Source organism: Sulfuricurvum sp. PD_MW2, assembly GCF_002633015.1.
In the GTDB taxonomy this organism is placed as follows: Bacteria; Campylobacterota; Campylobacteria; order Campylobacterales; family Sulfurimonadaceae; genus Sulfuricurvum.
Map to the genome: position 1 here is coordinate 23,521 of NZ_NSIU01000021.1, position 15,730 is coordinate 39,250.

Annotated in this window: 20 protein-coding genes; 7 read left to right on the plus strand and 13 right to left on the minus strand. The window is 41.4% G+C overall.

The window, feature by feature from the left end:
- Position 1 precedes the first annotated feature (1 nt).
- Genes CJD30_RS09230 through CJD30_RS09240 form a run of 3 tightly spaced genes read right to left on the minus strand, consistent with a single transcriptional unit; the run spans position 2 to position 2,818 of the window.
- Positions 2 to 964 (minus strand): MlaD family protein, encoded by a 963-nt coding sequence (locus tag CJD30_RS09230; protein ID WP_294918499.1) that lies wholly within the window; start codon positions 962 to 964, stop codon positions 2 to 4.
- A complete protein-coding gene (locus CJD30_RS09235; protein WP_294918500.1) occupies positions 948 to 1,703 on the minus strand; it encodes an ATP-binding cassette domain-containing protein in 756 nt (251 codons plus the stop codon). The genes CJD30_RS09230 and CJD30_RS09235 overlap by 17 nt, the downstream gene beginning before the upstream one ends.
- A complete protein-coding gene (locus CJD30_RS09240; RefSeq protein WP_294918501.1) occupies positions 1,700 to 2,818 on the minus strand; it encodes an ABC transporter permease in 1,119 nt (372 codons plus the stop codon). Before CJD30_RS09240 ends, CJD30_RS09235 begins: the two co-directional genes overlap by 4 nt.
- A gap of 123 nt (positions 2,819 to 2,941) precedes the next feature.
- Between CJD30_RS09240 and CJD30_RS09245 the strand changes: the two genes are divergently transcribed.
- Complete coding sequence (locus tag CJD30_RS09245; RefSeq protein ID WP_294918502.1) at positions 2,942 to 3,742, plus strand: serine hydrolase; 801 nt, start codon at positions 2,942 to 2,944, stop codon at positions 3,740 to 3,742.
- On the opposite strand, the gene CJD30_RS09250 is transcribed toward CJD30_RS09245, so the two are convergent.
- Genes CJD30_RS09250 through CJD30_RS09260 form a run of 3 tightly spaced genes read right to left on the minus strand, consistent with a single transcriptional unit; the run spans position 3,731 to position 4,795 of the window.
- Entirely contained in the window at positions 3,731 to 4,222 is a 492-nt protein-coding gene (locus CJD30_RS09250) for a DNA-deoxyinosine glycosylase (RefSeq protein WP_294918503.1), read from the minus strand. The two genes, CJD30_RS09245 and CJD30_RS09250, sit on opposite strands and share 12 nt — an antisense overlap.
- The gene (locus tag CJD30_RS09255) at positions 4,219 to 4,554 is read right to left on the minus strand and encodes a type II toxin-antitoxin system PemK/MazF family toxin (protein ID WP_294918504.1); all 336 of its coding nucleotides are present in this window, start codon (positions 4,552 to 4,554) and stop codon (positions 4,219 to 4,221) included. The genes CJD30_RS09250 and CJD30_RS09255 overlap by 4 nt, the downstream gene beginning before the upstream one ends.
- Complete coding sequence (locus CJD30_RS09260) at positions 4,541 to 4,795, minus strand: hypothetical protein (RefSeq protein ID WP_294918505.1); 255 nt, start codon at positions 4,793 to 4,795, stop codon at positions 4,541 to 4,543. The genes CJD30_RS09255 and CJD30_RS09260 overlap by 14 nt, the downstream gene beginning before the upstream one ends.
- Before the next feature lie 197 nt (positions 4,796 to 4,992).
- Between CJD30_RS09260 and CJD30_RS09265 the strand changes: the two genes are divergently transcribed.
- The 5 genes from CJD30_RS09265 (at position 4,993) to ung (ending at position 9,138) form a co-directional block, all read left to right on the plus strand.
- Positions 4,993 to 5,394: a hypothetical protein gene (locus tag CJD30_RS09265; protein ID WP_294918506.1), complete on the plus strand. Its 402-nt coding sequence runs from the start codon at positions 4,993 to 4,995 to the stop codon at positions 5,392 to 5,394.
- A 95-nt stretch (positions 5,395 to 5,489) separates the two neighbouring features.
- Positions 5,490 to 7,025, plus strand: a complete 1,536-nt coding sequence (purH, locus tag CJD30_RS09270; RefSeq protein ID WP_294918507.1) for a bifunctional phosphoribosylaminoimidazolecarboxamide formyltransferase/IMP cyclohydrolase — start codon at positions 5,490 to 5,492, stop codon at positions 7,023 to 7,025.
- A gap of 149 nt (positions 7,026 to 7,174) precedes the next feature.
- Positions 7,175 to 8,068: a J domain-containing protein gene (locus tag CJD30_RS09275; RefSeq protein WP_294918508.1), complete on the plus strand. Its 894-nt coding sequence runs from the start codon at positions 7,175 to 7,177 to the stop codon at positions 8,066 to 8,068.
- Positions 8,069 to 8,071: 3 nt separating this feature from the next.
- Positions 8,072 to 8,458, plus strand: coding sequence for a helix-turn-helix transcriptional regulator (locus tag CJD30_RS09280; protein ID WP_294918509.1), 387 nt, complete (start codon positions 8,072 to 8,074; stop codon positions 8,456 to 8,458).
- Positions 8,458 to 9,138: a uracil-DNA glycosylase gene (ung, locus tag CJD30_RS09285; protein WP_294918510.1), complete on the plus strand. Its 681-nt coding sequence runs from the start codon at positions 8,458 to 8,460 to the stop codon at positions 9,136 to 9,138. Before CJD30_RS09280 ends, ung begins: the two co-directional genes overlap by 1 nt.
- Here the strand turns inward: ung and CJD30_RS09290 are convergent.
- Both CJD30_RS09290 and CJD30_RS09295 read right to left on the minus strand, forming a co-directional pair.
- Positions 9,131 to 10,087, minus strand: a complete 957-nt coding sequence (locus CJD30_RS09290; RefSeq protein ID WP_294918511.1) for an endonuclease/exonuclease/phosphatase family protein — start codon at positions 10,085 to 10,087, stop codon at positions 9,131 to 9,133. The two genes, ung and CJD30_RS09290, sit on opposite strands and share 8 nt — an antisense overlap.
- A 54-nt stretch (positions 10,088 to 10,141) precedes the next feature.
- A complete protein-coding gene (locus CJD30_RS09295) occupies positions 10,142 to 12,094 on the minus strand; it encodes a M3 family metallopeptidase (protein ID WP_294918512.1) in 1,953 nt (650 codons plus the stop codon).
- 89 nt (positions 12,095 to 12,183) lie between these two features.
- On the opposite strand from CJD30_RS09295, the gene CJD30_RS09300 reads away from it, so the two are divergent.
- Positions 12,184 to 12,789: a DUF502 domain-containing protein gene (locus CJD30_RS09300; protein WP_294918513.1), complete on the plus strand. Its 606-nt coding sequence runs from the start codon at positions 12,184 to 12,186 to the stop codon at positions 12,787 to 12,789.
- Here CJD30_RS09300 and CJD30_RS09305 read toward each other — a convergent pair.
- From CJD30_RS09305 to CJD30_RS09325, 5 genes are all read right to left on the minus strand, one after another.
- Entirely contained in the window at positions 12,786 to 13,475 is a 690-nt protein-coding gene (locus CJD30_RS09305) for a protein kinase (RefSeq protein ID WP_294918514.1), read from the minus strand. The genes CJD30_RS09300 and CJD30_RS09305 overlap by 4 nt on opposite strands.
- Positions 13,476 to 13,542: 67 nt before the next feature.
- Positions 13,543 to 13,902: a cyclic-phosphate processing receiver domain-containing protein gene (locus CJD30_RS09310; RefSeq protein ID WP_366722937.1), complete on the minus strand. Its 360-nt coding sequence runs from the start codon at positions 13,900 to 13,902 to the stop codon at positions 13,543 to 13,545.
- Positions 13,889 to 14,194 (minus strand): hypothetical protein, encoded by a 306-nt coding sequence (locus tag CJD30_RS09315; RefSeq protein ID WP_294918516.1) that lies wholly within the window; start codon positions 14,192 to 14,194, stop codon positions 13,889 to 13,891. The genes CJD30_RS09310 and CJD30_RS09315 overlap by 14 nt, the downstream gene beginning before the upstream one ends.
- Positions 14,195 to 14,262: 68 nt before the next feature.
- Positions 14,263 to 15,207, minus strand: coding sequence for a WYL domain-containing protein (locus CJD30_RS09320; protein WP_294918517.1), 945 nt, complete (start codon positions 15,205 to 15,207; stop codon positions 14,263 to 14,265).
- A gap of 25 nt (positions 15,208 to 15,232) precedes the next feature.
- Positions 15,233 to 15,667, minus strand: coding sequence for a hypothetical protein (locus CJD30_RS09325; RefSeq protein WP_294918518.1), 435 nt, complete (start codon positions 15,665 to 15,667; stop codon positions 15,233 to 15,235).
- Between the last annotated feature and the right edge of the window lie 63 nt (positions 15,668 to 15,730).

The window sequence follows — 15,730 nt, forward strand, 5'->3', positions numbered from 1 at the left end:
ATTATTCTCCCGGTCCTGGTTTTGGAGTAGATTTTTTGAACAATAAATCCGATGGGCTCTCTCGCAAGGAGCGTAATGTTGTCTCCATCTCGGTTGTTAGTGAGCGTGTTTGTTCCAAGAGTGTATTGATCTCACCCGTAGCAGAGAGGGTTCGAAGATCGTAATCGCCGCGTTCAAGGTTGGTTTCGAGTTTTTTGATGAGGGCGTGACTCTCTTTGGAGGTAGTTTCAAGAGATTGAAGCGTTGAGGTCATCTTGGTTTGGATGAGCGTATTGAAATTGGCAGAGGTGTTTTTTACATTGCCTGCAGCGTCTTTCATCATGGAAAGTGAACGGCTTGCATTATTTTCGAGTACGATACTTTGGGCTAAAAGCTGTTTGATTTGGACTTGGTAGTCATCGATTTGTGCGGTTAATGATCGTAAATGTTCCAGTGATTGGGAGACGTTTTCAACGTTTTGATCACTAAAGAGACGATCGGCGTGATCAAGTGTTTTGGAGAGTTTTGAGGCAACATTGCTGAGTGATTCATCGAGACGTTGAATCAAGGAGGGGCTAGAGGGGATGATGGCGATCGCATCATCATCTTCGGATAGGAGAGGCGCACTTTTAGAACCTCCTGCAATTTCAATAAAAGCTAACCCCGTGATACCGTAAAATTTGAGAAGTGCACGTGAATCGGTTTTGATCGGGGTGCTCTTTTTGATTTTCAGGGTTAATTCTACCTCTTCGCTGTTCTTTGGATTAATTTGAATGGATTCGACTTTTCCGACATCGACGCCGTGAAATTTCACAGCCGCTTCAGGAGCTAATCCGGAGACCGATTCAGTAATAAAAACTTTATAGCGGCGATACTGTGCATCGTCTTGGTTGTGTTTTCCCAACCAAAAGGCAAAGGCTACAAGACAGACGCCAAAGAGGATGACAAATACCCCAACTGCTGTGTAGTTAACGCGTGATTCCATGCGATCCCTTTTGAAAGAAATAGTCGATAATCGGATGATCGACTTGCAGAACCTCTTTTAGAGTCCCCTCGGCAATTGCTTTTTTGTTACCCAAAAGGGTAAAGCGATCGATAATATGGTGAATTGTATCCAAATCATGCGTTACCATTATCACCGTCAATCCTAAAAGATCGCGTAGTTGCAAAATCAGTTCATCAAACTGCCGTGCACTCAGAGGATCAAGCCCCGATGTAGGCTCATCTAAAAAAAGGAGTTTCGGATCGAGTGCGAGAGCTCGGGCGAGGGCAGCGCGTTTCACCATTCCGCCGCTAAGTTCGGAGGGATAAAGATGTTTCGCGTGCAAAGGTAAACCGACGAGATTTATTTTGAGATTGACAAGCTCCTGAATGAGGTTTGGAGGCAGATCGGTATATTCTTTGTACAAAAGTGCGATATTTTCCCCTACTGTGAGCGAAGAAAATAGTGCGCCAGACTGGAATAGTACTCCCCATGAGCGACGCAACTTTAATGCTTCGATCGGTGTGATCGTTGAAAGATCCTGTCCGAAAATACGGATTGTTCCGCTATCGGGGCGCTCTAGCAAAATCATCTCCCGCATCAGAGTTGATTTCCCCGATCCGCTTCCCCCTAGGAGTGCATAGATTTCATTTTGATAAACCGTACAGCTGATGCGATCATGAATCAGATTCTCTCCAAACGAGGTTGACACATCGCGGACTTCAAGTGCTATCGAACTCATAATTTCAGCTCCGTCAAGAGTACCGAAAATAAAGCGTCACACGCAATGACCAAAAAGATAGCATTGACGACACTTTTGGTGGTATATTGACCGATACTTTCGGTATTCATAGAGACTTGAAAGCCTCTGTATGTCCCGACAAATGCAATTAAAAATGCGAAAAAAGGTCCTTTTGCAATACCGATGAGATAGTGTTTGAGAGCGAGTGCCCCTTGCAGACGGTGGAGAAATTCGGTAAAACTCAAATGTGACTGGGTTGCGGCAATAACCATACCTCCCAAAATCCCTACCATATCGGCAAAGAAAATGAGTAAAGGCATCACGATCATCAGAGCGATGACACGAGGCCATACCAAAAAAGTGAACGGGTCAAATCCCATTGTTTTCATCGCATCGATCTCTTGGGTCATTTTCATGGCACCGATTTGGGCGGTAAAGGCCGAACCGCTTCGCCCCGCAACGACGATGGCGGTGATGAGGGGGGCGAGTTCACGCGTGAGAGAGATTCCGATCATGTCAACGATAAAAATATCGGCACCGAATTTTTGGAGTTGTACGACACTTTGGTAGGCGACGACCACACCGATCAAAAATGCACTGATGGCGATAATCGGGAGAGCCCGAGCACCGGTTTCGAGAATATGTGCACCGATAGAACGGTAACGGATGAGGTGCGGGTAACGAAGCGTATAGAAGAAGATTACGAATGCTTCACCGAAAAATGCCAAAAATGAGAGCAATCTTGTATAAATCCGATAGGATGCTTGACCAATGATGTAAATCCACGAGGGGTAAGTTCTAGGAGGTTCTTGATGTAGCGGCTCTGGATAAAGAAGCCGATATAAATGGGTATATTCCTCTCGTGCATTGATCGTAGAATAGTGATACCCTTGGCATTTGAATGCTTCATTACTCATGTGCCACAACGCAACTCCGGAGGAATCGATATCGCTGATTGCTGCGATATCCCAGATAACATTTGAGCGGGGGTGCAATCCTTCCAACGCTTCGGCTACTTCATGGAGGTACTCAATAGTCCATGAACCACTGCATACGAGAGTTGTTTTCTCTTTATCTTCAATGACGCTGAAAGATGCGGGGATTCTTGTTTGCATATTTTATTATAACGCATTCCTTTGTGTATCTTGGAGTGTTTAATTATTTTGGGAATAATTTTTGGCTGGTATGGAGTTTGCTTTTTCTCTTGCTTTACACTAAACATTTATAAGGAATATACTATGATAAAACGTCTTGGTACGCTGATGCTCGGTCTTTCTGTCTCTCTTTTTGCACAAATTGACAAGCAAGAACTTAACAATATGAAAGTAGACGCTTTATTGGTTAAAGATATGACTTCAAAGCGGGTTCTTTATTCAAAAGAGCCGTTTAAGGAGTTGCATCCGGCAAGTTTGACAAAAGTGATGACGGTATTGCTCGCAATTGAACACGGAAAGTTGAGTCAGCCTGTCACGATTACACGAGAAATGACCAAAGTGGAGCCGACGATAGCCGGGTATAAGCGTGGAGATGTGATTGTTTTGGAAGATTTGATCAAAGCGGCAATGATCAAATCGGATAACGATGCGGCCAAAGCGATCGCGATTACTATCGGAGGTTCGGAAGAACACTTTATCGAGATGATGAATGCCAAAGCGAAAAAAATAGGGATGAATCATACACATTTTATGAACCCGTGCGGGTATGATGACAAAAAACACTATTCGACTCCGCAAGATCTCTTGAAGTTAACCGAATATGCTATAAAAAATAGAAAGTTTAACGATATTAGCCGTATTAACGAATACACCTATTACTCTCTCGACAAGCACCGAAAATTTGTCGCGTATACCCATAACCGTCTTTTGAACCGCTATCAATACGCGATCGGAGTTAAAACCGGTTATACCGCGAAAGCGGGAGCATGTTTGATAGCACGGGCAAAAAAAGACGGAAAAGATTGTGTCATTGTCATGATGAATGCCAAAGGGGATCGCTGGAAGAGCGCAAAAAATATTTTTGAGCAGGTCCTAAACAGTTAAATAGGTAGTTAAAAACCGTTTGTATATTTCCTCTTTTTCTTCCCGTTTCATTGCCGCATGAGCGGGTGATGTCGAGGGGAGGAGAACTCTCTCAACCGCCAAATCTTTAAAATACTTCTGAAACAAATCATAGCTTTTCTTTCCTGTAAACCCGAGGGCTTGAATATTGGGGTGATCAGCTAAAAGCTTTTCAAAATCATTGGGGATGCAGTTTTTGAGATTGGTATCGCTCGAATTGCTCCGTTCGCATGAGGCGATCACATCCCACAACCCAATCCCTTTTTCGAGACAAAAGAGTCTTTTTGCCTCATTCGATTCGAGTGTCACGCCAAATATCGATTCCATAATCGGCCAGAATGTGTTGCGCTGATGGGCATAGTAAAAAGCTTTTTCAAATGAGGCGATACTGGGAAAACTACCGAGAAAGAGAACGCGGGTATTGGCACCGAGGATGGGGGTAAAGGGGTGAGTGTAGGTCAACCGATTAACTCACATAATGATTTTTGTATGATTTGAGCTTCTGCTTCACTAATAGAGCCGATTTTGTCTTTGATCCGTGTTTTAGAAAGTGCCCGTATTTCATATATACAAGCATCCGAAATTTTGTCGAGTTTATCACGCTTTGGAAGTGTTAAGCGATAAGGGAGTGCGTCGGCTTCGATGTGAGTCGAGAGGGGGATGACAATCACGGTGGAGAGCATTTGATTATCATCATTTTGACTCATGATAATTGCTGGACGGAGCTTTCCGATTTCTCCCCCTTTGGCAGGATTGAAATCAACGAGGCAAATATCATTTTTATTCAATTCCATCGTCAACTCCACCCTCAGAGATAGGATCGTTTTTTTGTGCTTTGGCTATTCGGGTTAATAAAGAGCGTTTTTTTGATTTTTCAATCGTATCGATAAATGCAGTGAACTCTTTAGCCATCGATTTTGGGACGAAAAATCCCACTTCTTCTTTTTTTCTGCCGTCGATGATATGGACGATTTCATCATGAAAACTGTAGAGGGTTTCGGGCTTTCGAAGTTCTGCTAATGTTGCTTCAATCATACAAATCCTTTTGATAAAACTGATTGTAAAAATAGTATATCATAAGTTTTAAATATTTGGTTTTGTATTGTAGATTTCTTGTCAAGTAGATATAATCTTACAAGTTTAAAAATATGAATTAAAGTTAAAAAAACTATATATTCCCAAATTCTAGCTTAGAAGAAGAAAATATAGTGATGAAATGCGTAGGAGAAATTATGCAAGATACAGTAATACCGAAAGAAGTCATTTGGGTAACAAAAATTTTATGGATTGATATTCTTCTTCGATTCATAGTCGTTCTTTTTATATTGCTTACTAGTTCATTTAGCGATGAAGAAATTTTAGTTCGATTATTGACTGTATCAATAAAGATTATAATATGGAGCATTGCAATTATAGGGATAAATTACTTTTTGAAAAAGGGAAATAAATGGATTATGATTTTTTTCATGGTAATTGTAAGTTCGGTAGTAATATCTAATATTTTCTCAATTTACGGTGCTACACAAGATATTTTATTGATTAGTAAAGTTCTTTATTTTATTCAAATACTAATAGGCTCTTTTATCATTTACTTATTGACTAAAGAAAGGAATTTTTTTTTAAATAAGCAGTAATAAATAATAAGAGAGTTCTTTACCTTCCCCTAAACCACCATTTGCTACAATTTCGCCATTAATTTATGGGGCTGAGACCCAATCAAAGGAACTGCATGAAGCGCGCATTGCTAAGCGTCAGCGACAAAAGCAACATCGTTGAATTCGCCAAATCTCTGATCGGGAATGGATATGAGATTATCTCTACCGGTGGAACGTATAAGATGTTAAAAGATGCGGGAATAGCCGCAATCGAGATCGATGAAGTGACCAAATTTCCTGAGTGCTTCGAAGGGCGCGTAAAAACATTGAACCCTTTTGTACATGGCGGAATCTTGCACCGACGTGACAAACAATCGCACCTTGACCAAGCCAAAGAGCTCGGTGTTGAAGCGATCGATCTTGTATGTGTGAATCTCTATCCGTTCAAAGCGACGATTGAGAAAACCGACGATTTTGAAGAGATTATCGAAAATATCGACATCGGCGGACCTGCAATGGTACGTTCTGCGGCAAAAAACTTTGACAGCGTTATTATTGTCACCGATCCATCCGACTATTCATTGGTGCTTAACGCAATTGCTAACGGCGAAAACAGTGTCGAATTCCGCCGTGATTTGATGATCAAAGCATACGAACACACCGCGGCGTATGATAGCATGATCGCAAACTACATGAACAAACGTTTTAACAACGGTATGGGGAACAAACAGTTTATCGTGGGTAATAAAGTGATGGATACCCGTTATGGCGAAAACCCGCATCAAAAAGGCGGATTGTACGAGTTTGACACATTCTTCAGCCAAAACTTCAAAACTCTCAAAGGAGAAGCGAGCTTTAACAACCTCACTGACATTAGCGGTGCGGTAAAAATTGCAGCAGCTTTTGGAGGTGAAAATGCGATTTGTATTGTGAAACACGGTAATCCATGTGGTTTCGCGATCCGTGAGAATCTCCTCGATGCCTACACCGAAGCACTCAAATGTGATCCTATCTCGGCGTTTGGCGGTGTCGTGGCGGTTAACGGTGTTGTCACCAAAGCATTGGCGGAGAAAATGAACGAAATGTTCCTCGAAGTGATCATTGCAGGGTGTATTGATGAGGAAGCACGCGCGGTGTTTGAGCCGAAAAAACGTCTTAAACTCTTTGAATACGGTGCGGATAAAATACTCCTTAGCAACGATGCGATCGATTTCAAACATATCGACGGCGGGTTTGTATTCCAAGATGCAGATAAAGTGACTTCCGAAGAAGTAGCGAATGCGAAATTGGTTACCAAGCATGTAGCGGATGCTGCAGCGATGAAAGATGCGGAGATCGCTTATAAAGTGGCGTCACTTACAAAATCCAACTGTGTCGTTTATGTGAAAGATGCGGCGATGGTCGCGGTCGGTATGGGTATGACATCACGTGTCGATGCGGCTCGTTGTGCACTCAAAAAAGCTGAAGAGATGGGACTGGATGTAAGCGGTTCGGCTCTTGCTTCCGAAGCGTTTTTTCCATTCCGCGACTCTATCGATGCGGCGGCGGGTGCGGGTGTTAAAACCGTCATTCAACCGGGTGGATCAGTACGTGATGATGAAGTCATCGCGGCAGCGGATGAACATGGTATGGCTCTTTATTTTACAGGTGTTCGCCACTTTTTACACTAAAAACCTTTGCGCCGAGTCGGCGCAACTTTTTATCCCTTCTAAAACCCTTGTCTACGAATTCTCCTTTTTAACCTTGATTGACATTGACTCAATGTTAGTGCTATAATTTTCACCAAGAAAAACGATACTCTATGAATTAGGAATTGGATATGTCAAAAAGTTTATATACTACATTAGAATTATCTCCCGGAGCAAGTGAAGCGGAGATCAAAAAAGCGTACCGAAGACTTGCACGCCAATATCATCCTGATGTCAACAAAGATCCTGCTGCGGAAGAGAAATTTAAAGAGATTAATGCTGCGTATGAGGTTCTCAGTGATAAAGAGAAACGTTCAAAATACGACCAATACGGCGATTCGATGTTCGGTGGTCAAAACTTCCATGATTTTGCTCGAGGACAGGGGGGAAATGTTGATTTAGACGATATTCTCCGTAATATCTTCGGTCAAGGCGGTGGTGGTTTCGGCGGTGGCGGTTTTGGAGGCTTCGGCGGGTTTGGTGGAAATTCCGGCTTCGGTGGCGGCGGTTTTGGGGGGATGAACCTCGACATTGATGCCAATGTCACTGTACCGTTCGCTGTAGCGGTATTGGGAGGAAAACACTCGATCAGCCTCTCCGGAGAGAGTTTTGACATTAAAATCCCAGCCGGGATCAAAAGCGGCGAAAAGCTCCGTGTACGCGGAAAAGGAAAAAAACATGGATCACAAGTCGGTGATTTGTACCTACGGATCGATGTTGCTGCGAATCCTGAGTATGAGCGCGAGGGGGATAATCTTGTCAAAACGTTTAATGTCCCTCTCTATGCAGCACTCTTTGGGGGAAAAGTAGCGATTCAAACACTCGAAAAAGAGGTGACGTTAAAAGTTCCTGAAAATACGAAAAACGGTCAACGTTTCCGTCTTAAAGAGATGGGCGTTCTAAACCGTCAAAGTAACGTGCGAGGTGATCTATACCTCAAAGCGAACATTGTTCTCCCTCCAGTCGATAAAATTGATCCGGATTTGGTTGAAGCGATGAAAAAATCACTTCCGCAAGGAGAGTAAGCCATGCACCATTTTGACGAACCGGTATACATGATCAGCATCGTAGCGAAGATTTTGGACATCCATCCTCAGACCCTTCGTCAATATGAACGAGAGAATCTCATTACCCCTTCACGCTCGGATGGACGGATTCGTCTCTATTCTCAGCGTGACATCGAAAAGATCAAGATGATTTTACGCCTCACACGTGAAGTAGGGGTCAATCTTGCAGGAGTGGATGTCGTCATTCGTCTCAAAGACAAGATGGAGGCAATGGAACAGGAATTAATGGAACTGCGCGCCGAAATCGCACGGATGCGAAGTTCCAGCACCGTTCCGCCGGAAAAGTCCCTTGTTACCAAGCGAAGTATTTACGAAATGGTCATTTTTGATGACGACATCCTCAAGTAATGGCTACTAATCCGGTTATTCATCCCAGTTGGAAAGAGGCGTTAAGTGCTGAATTCACCCATCCGTATATGGATGAGCTCAAAGCATTCTTGGTTGAAGAGAAAAAACACTATACGATATTTCCGCAGGGGAGTCATATCTTCAATGCGTTCAACTCTACCCCCTTTGATGCAGTCAAAGTTGTGATTTTAGGACAAGATCCCTACCATGGCCCGAATCAAGCACACGGTCTCTCATTCTCGGTTCAGCAGGGTATACCACTTCCTCCTTCTTTGCAAAATATTTTTAAAGAACTGGTTGATGACATAGGATGTACATGTCCAAAAAGCGGTGATTTGAGCTATTGGGCGCAGGAGGGGGTATTACTCCTCAACACCCTCTTAACCGTTCGTTCAGGGGAGCCGTTTTCGCATAAAGATCGGGGATGGGAGCGTTTTACGGATCAAGTGATCCGAACATTGAGTGCACAGCGTGAACATATCGTCTTTATCCTTTGGGGCGCACCGGCTGGAAAAAAGGCCTCTTTGATCGATGAAGGAAAACATTTGGTCCTTAAAGCACCCCATCCATCGCCTCTCTCTTCGTATCGAGGTTTTTTCGGTTCCAAACCTTTTAGCAAGAGTAATCGTTATTTGCAACAGTTTGGGATGCAACCGATAGAATGGTGTGGTATTAGTTAATTCTTAGCGTCGCGAAAATCGGCAAATGATCCGAATACCCCTCTCCGAGGTGCTGTTTTGGATAACGACGACTTTGCTGCCATCGATACACTTTTCCTTTATAAAAAAGATAGTCGGGATCATATCGATTGAAACTTCCTTTGACGTATTCAATTCCGTGATTATCAGCTAAAGTGTGAGGAATAATGATGTTATCCAATCCTTCTCCTTTTCCTCGAAACTCATGACTCCATCGCTTTTCAGGACGTAGCTCATACCAAAGATTATAGAGAGCATCATTATTTTTCTGGAGTGACAGATAGGTGTTTGGATTTTCCTCTTCATCGATGGTACGAAGAATATGGTTGATTCCCGTTATCCCCTCCGTATCGTTTAGTTTGCGGCTTTTGAGAAAGGTTTTATACTCTTCAAAGTGGGAATTGAAATCGCCGACAAGAATATAGGACTCGTCAGAAGAGAGCTCTTTAAGGCGTGTAAGAAGCCGTTTAGCACATAAAATCCGTTCGCTCTCCGGACCGCTTTTGGATTTCCAGTGATTGACGAAAACACGCAGAGCGGTTCCGTTGATCTTGATTTTGGCTTCAAGAATATCGCGATAATTGCCACTGTAGTTTACAGGATGTTTAAGAGCACTTTGAATCGGATAACGGCTTAGTAGAGCTACATTCACGGCAGAATTTCGGGTTTTTGCAAATGCATAATAGGGGTAATAGAACCCTTGACGGTTGATTTGGGCTTTGAGATCTTTGAGTGCAGTCTCGGACTCAATCTCTTGCAGAGCGATAATATCAGCCCGAATCCCTGCTATCACTTGTGCGGTGTGGCTCAGTTTTGTGCGATACATTTCCTCGTTCCATCCCCATTCACCATTGGGAATATACTCTTCGTACTCTGTACCCTCACGTTGCATATCAAAAAGATTTTCGACGTTGTAACTTGCTATTTTCACTTCTACTCCTCCAAGCATTGAGATTATCCATACCAACAGGAATAGAAAACGCATTTACTCTATTCCGCTGAGACGAAGGAGATTTTTAGAGTCGCATTCACGCCCCATCATCTCGACAAAAAGCTCCTGCATACTTTGTGATCCGCCTTTTGAGAGGACGATGTCTTTGTAGCGACGGGCAAGCTTACTTCCGAAAATCCCCTCATCAACGATGGCGTAATAGGCATCGGCACTGAGTACTTCCGCCCATTTGTAGCTGTAATATCCTGCACTGTATCCGCCGCTGAAGATATGGCTGAAGCCGTTTTGGAATTTGTTGTAAGAGGGTGGTTTGATAAGAGCTGTTTTCTCTCGGATTGAATCGAGAAGCGCTTGGATCTCTTCACCTTGATAGAGTTTTGAGTGCAACTCGAAATCAAAGAGGGAAAATTCGATCTGTCGGAGCATAAACATTCCGCTTTGGAAGTTTTTGGCTCGAATTAGTTTTTCGATCATTTCATCACTAAGTACTTCACCGCTCTCGTGATGCGAAGCGAAAAGTTTTAACACTTTCGGCTCATAGGCGAAATTTTCCAAAAACTGGGATGGAAACTCCACTGCATCCCACTCGACACCGTTGACACCGCTCACTCCGTGTTCTTTGACCTTACTGAGTAAATGATGAATGGTGTGTCCCATCTCATGAAAGAGGGTGACGACATCGTCATGTCGCAACAGGGAGGGAGACGTTTCTGAAGATGGTGGGAAGTTACAAACCACAAATGCGCTGGAGAGGTGGGTACATCCTGTACTGTCACAGTGATGGGTTTGGAAGTTATGCATCCATGCGCCTCCCCGTTTGTCTTTGCGCGCTTCGAGATCGAAATAGACGCGTGCGGTAAGCTCTTCTCCCTCATAAATATCATAAGCACTCGCTTTTGGATCCCAAAGTTCGATCTCTTGATGAACAAAACGAAGCCCAAAAAGCTCATTTAAAAAGGTAAACATCCCCTCCATGACACTGTGTTGTTCAAAATAGGGACGATACTCCTCTTCGTCAATATCGTATTGGGCTTTTTTGAGGATTTCGCCGCAGTAGGCACTGTCATAGCTTTGCAGGTCAATGTCTGGAGCGATAGCACGCAGCTCTTCGAGTTCTTTTTGCCCCTGTCTGCGGGAGGCATCGACCAATTCGTTCAAAAACTTTAAAACGCTTTTTGTACTTGGTGCCATTTTGGAAGCGAGGGAGTACTCGGCGTAGTTCTCAAATCCCAGCAGCTTGGCACTCTCTTGACGAAGCGCCATCAATTCATCGATAATTGCTCCGTTTTGCGATGCTCGGGTGGTGTAGGCACGATAGAGCTCTTCACGGATGGCGCGATTTGGACCGTACGTCATATAGGCGACGTAGGAGGGCATTTGGAGGGTGAATCGGTATTTGGTGATACCATCCTCTTCGAAGCGTGCATTTTCCAAATCACTCTGCGGTATCCCATCTATATCGGCGGGATCGGTGATGATTTTTTCATACGCATTCGTTGCATCGAGGAGATTTTGGGAGAAGTCGTTGGTCAGGGTACTTTTTCGTAGATTAATTTCGGCCAAACGCTCTTTGGATGTATCATCCAGATGGGCGCCCGCAAGCTCGAAATGGAGGATATTGAGATCCAAAATTCGACGTTCTTCGGTAGTGAGTGCATCATATTCATTGGCTTTGATGGTCTTAAACGCTTCGTAAATATCGAGATTTTGCCCGACAAAAGTAGAGTAATCGGTGAGGATCGGGAGTGCATCCGCGTATACTCTTTGGGACTCTTCGGAGTTTTTAACGGCGTTGATATGAGAAAGGGGGGTAAATAACAGCTCTAAGTCTTCCTCCATGAGATCAAACGGGCGGACAAAATTATCATACGTTTTTTGCGGTATCGCTAAAAGGGTATCGATTGTTTGGTGATTGGTTTTGATCAAGGTCTTTAAATTAGTGATAAAAGTCTCTAAATTGAGTTTAAATTCGACAAATGGGTTCATGAGTTCTCCTATAGTTGTGTTATTGTAGTGAAGTGTTTCAAAAAGTATTCTATAATTGCGTAATTTGTCGTATGAAAAAGGTTTCCTTAATGGCTATGAAAATCAGATTATTATTGCGCTATATTTTTGTCGGGGCATTGTCTTTGTTTCCATTGATTTTGGTGATTATCGTCGTCAATTATCTCAAAAATCTAGGCGTTAGTGCGTATCTTTCACTTCATGATTACACGAATTCGTTTGGGGTTACATTAGCATTAATGGCAGGTGTTATTGCTATTTTTGCAGTGCTTGGATTTTCGATCGAGAAGTATGGGCGTTCCATTTTTGTTTCTATGATCGATAGTACGTTTGAAAAAATTCCTGCAATCCGTTCGGTCTATTCGGTCTCGAAAAAATTGGCAGCCATGTTGAGTGGAGGAGAAGACGGTACGAAAAAAGAGGTGGTATTGGTTGAGTATCCCAAAGAGGGATTATGGGTTCCGGCGTATTTGTTGAACCGCCATGAAAATATTTGTGTACTTTTTATTCCTACTTCCCCGAATCCGACCAGCGGATATACCGTGTTGGTAGATGATACAAAAATCAAAAAAACAACGTTGAGTCTTCAGGAAGCTTCCTCGTTTATCATCAGTATGGGTGCTGATTTTCCTCAAAAAGAGGCCGTATCAGCCCTTATTCAAAGTCATCAAAATTAAAGAGATTGATCAATGCAGGTTTTTTGAAATTTTTCTTGTATAGAAACTATCGAATCAAATCGACGCATTATGGCATCACTCCGTAATGGAAAAGCACATATAATCTTTTTTGGTGCCCCAGTTTTTTGAAGTAAATAACGGATGAAACGGCTTGTTTCAATAATATCTTCTTCAATTGACGATTCTCTATGGAATGTTTCAGGAAATTTCATATCTATGATGGTTACATCACCATTTGAATCGACAATACAGTTGCTTACGGAGAGATCCCCGATAGATACATTTTGTTGATGACATTCAAAGATAATAGCGAGATATTTTTCAATAATTGTATAAAAGCATTTATACGAAACATGCCGTTTCATCATAGCACGTATAGTCTCGCCTTCAATATATGAAGTAATAAGATAATGAGCGTTAAGACTTTGATCATACCCACTCTCTTGAATTTGCACAATACCATTGATTCTTTTTAGTTGGCGTAATTTTTCAGAGATACTTTTAATAAAAATATGATCATTATTCTGCCGATAAAGAATTTTAATTGCAACTTTACTTCCCTGAAGAGTTAATGCTTCATAAACCTCACCTTCCCAACCTCTTCCTAATTGTCTAATAATACGATAAGAGCCGACATGCGTTCCTTGTGCAAGTTGAAAACTAGGTAAATAATCAGGTAAAAACATAGTATGTTCCTTTTTTTATAAAATGATATTTATAAACATGGACATAATATGTCTAAATGTGAAAAAACTATATTACAGATACTGAGCTTTTAAATTGAAGATAATTTTTGAGATACGATTTGATGTTTTCAGCACCAACAGGGTTTTGAGAATGAATATTGAATGAAAAATGATTCGGTATTTTGATAAGCCCATTCATATCCATTTCAACAATCCATTTTGCCAAGTCATATCCAGTAGGAAGAATCTTCCCTGTATTATCCATGCCTAAATCATGGTCAAATGATATAAATATAGGAGCACCGTATTGCTGTATTAGAATTTGTGCTTCTGCTACAGTACGAGCAATAATATAGGTATTATTAGGCGGCATCCGAATATCATCAATATAAAGCTTCCAATCAAAATGTACATTAGAAGGGAACATTTATACACTCGCAATCTTTTGGATAATGCTTTATGTATTTCTTCCAAAACGTATCACCGTCCACATGTCCGCTTTCATTTTCATTATCATCATCACATACACTGATTAGTGCATAATCTAGATTTTCAGCATCACAATCACAATAAATTTCAAAACAACCAAAATCCATAAATGAAAAAATTACAATAACTTTACCGTCATTATCTATGCTAGCCATCGAATGTTCCATAAGCTGATTCAGTTGTTGAATAGTGAGTATTTTTAGGAGTTTGGAGTGATAACAATGTTTCATTAAATGTCCTTCTGCGAATATATATACCATTATCACGAAAGACATAGACTTATTTTGTCTATATGGAATTATAGGAAGGATTCTTGTAAATACTGGGCGAGCGATTTATTGAAATTTTCTTGAATGTGTATTGGTTCGATCACACGTACTTTTGGCAACCAATATTTTAAAATGGGATATATCTCTTCATCATTTGTCACTTTAAGAACTAATTCGGCACTACCATCAGATTGTATGTATAACTTTTGATTTTTTGAGATAGGTTTACGTTCGAAATAAACGATTATGTCTTCATCAATCCATAACCGTACCTCATAAGGCTTGATATCCGTCGAAAACCATATATTAATAGCACTTTCGAGGTAGTCCATAATTTTGGGATCGCGTTTGAACACTTTATCGGTCATAGTGCATTTGGCTATGGATTTGATATAAAACTTTTTTGTGTATTGTTTATGTTGTGCCAGAAGATACCAAAATCCCTCATAAACGATCACTTTGAGGGGCTTCACATGAATATACTCTTTGGTAGTATTTTCACCGTATGGAATATATGAGAGAGACACTTCAAATTTTTTTTCGATTGCTTTTTCTAATTGCACCATGATGTTAAATTTACTGCCAACATCTTCAATATCTAAACGGGTATAAAATGGTGATTTAATTTGTCGTTGTAGCCGTTCTAATAAGGGATGTGCTTTTTTATAAAAATCTACTCCTATATCTTTTACCATGCTTTCCAACATTTCAAGAACCATGTCTCCATCATTACGAGAATGTTTTGTTAGAGGTTTACGGTATCGTTTTTTATCCTCACTACGTTCAACTTTTTGTGGATACATTTGTTTGAGTTTATCGAAATCACGTTGGATAGTTTTTGGAGTAACTTCCCACTCTTTAGCTAATTGACCGATAGAGAGTTCTTCACCATTATCCAGTCGCTCTAGTATTTCAGCGTGGCGCTTATGTTGAAGAGGGTTTCCACGCAATCCGGTTTCGGCTAGAATTGCCATAGTTGTTCTTTAATTTTATGGTATATCATGGATTTTCCCAGCTTTGTTCTCGATCTTTCCATAAAGCTTGAGCATCATCGTAATCAATCAGCCATAAACAAGCATTATTTGTAATGGGATCATGATGAGGATCACCGTATTTTTCACATAGTGCAAAATAAACATCACTTTCGATATCGGCATCAATTGCAATACTTCCCAAATAAGGCCAAATGATATGGTCAGTAGATACCAGATCACCCACCTCTACAAGAGGTACTTTTGGAAAATAGTTTTTCATAAACATTAAAAATTCTTCTCTTGCATTCTCATCCGTTTCGTTTGCTTGAAGATATTTGTCCTGCATTTCATCTGTCAGTTCCAATTTAAACGCATGAATGTCATTGTATGTTCGATTAAAGACCATCCAAATCGTATCTTTTTCCCGTATCGTTGCGGCATATTGTTCGATAACATACATAGAAACTCTCTCTACTATTAAGTTTTTCACATGACAGCTGGCTCTTATACAAATCTTACGCTT

Coding starts and splice junctions, on each gene's coding strand:
- CJD30_RS09230 (WP_294918499.1), bottom strand. CDS start 964: ATGGAATCACGCGTTAACTACACAGCAGTTGGGGTATTTGTCATCCTC.
- CJD30_RS09235 (WP_294918500.1), bottom strand. CDS start 1,703: ATGAGTTCGATAGCACTTGAAGTCCGCGATGTGTCAACCTCGTTTGGA.
- CJD30_RS09240 (WP_294918501.1), bottom strand. CDS start 2,818: ATGCAAACAAGAATCCCCGCATCTTTCAGCGTCATTGAAGATAAAGAG.
- CJD30_RS09245 (WP_294918502.1), top strand. CDS start 2,942: ATGATAAAACGTCTTGGTACGCTGATGCTCGGTCTTTCTGTCTCTCTT.
- CJD30_RS09255 (WP_294918504.1), bottom strand. CDS start 4,554: ATGGAATTGAATAAAAATGATATTTGCCTCGTTGATTTCAATCCTGCC.
- CJD30_RS09260 (WP_294918505.1), bottom strand. CDS start 4,795: ATGATTGAAGCAACATTAGCAGAACTTCGAAAGCCCGAAACCCTCTAC.
- CJD30_RS09265 (WP_294918506.1), top strand. CDS start 4,993: ATGCAAGATACAGTAATACCGAAAGAAGTCATTTGGGTAACAAAAATT.
- purH (WP_294918507.1), top strand. CDS start 5,490: ATGAAGCGCGCATTGCTAAGCGTCAGCGACAAAAGCAACATCGTTGAA.
- CJD30_RS09275 (WP_294918508.1), top strand. CDS start 7,175: ATGTCAAAAAGTTTATATACTACATTAGAATTATCTCCCGGAGCAAGT.
- CJD30_RS09280 (WP_294918509.1), top strand. CDS start 8,072: ATGCACCATTTTGACGAACCGGTATACATGATCAGCATCGTAGCGAAG.
- ung (WP_294918510.1), top strand. CDS start 8,458: ATGGCTACTAATCCGGTTATTCATCCCAGTTGGAAAGAGGCGTTAAGT.
- CJD30_RS09295 (WP_294918512.1), bottom strand. CDS start 12,094: ATGAACCCATTTGTCGAATTTAAACTCAATTTAGAGACTTTTATCACT.
- CJD30_RS09300 (WP_294918513.1), top strand. CDS start 12,184: ATGGCTATGAAAATCAGATTATTATTGCGCTATATTTTTGTCGGGGCA.
- CJD30_RS09305 (WP_294918514.1), bottom strand. CDS start 13,475: ATGTTTTTACCTGATTATTTACCTAGTTTTCAACTTGCACAAGGAACG.
- CJD30_RS09310 (WP_366722937.1), bottom strand. CDS start 13,902: ATGTTCCCTTCTAATGTACATTTTGATTGGAAGCTTTATATTGATGAT.
- CJD30_RS09315 (WP_294918516.1), bottom strand. CDS start 14,194: ATGAAACATTGTTATCACTCCAAACTCCTAAAAATACTCACTATTCAA.
- CJD30_RS09320 (WP_294918517.1), bottom strand. CDS start 15,207: ATGGCAATTCTAGCCGAAACCGGATTGCGTGGAAACCCTCTTCAACAT.
- CJD30_RS09325 (WP_294918518.1), bottom strand. CDS start 15,667: ATGTATGTTATCGAACAATATGCCGCAACGATACGGGAAAAAGATACG.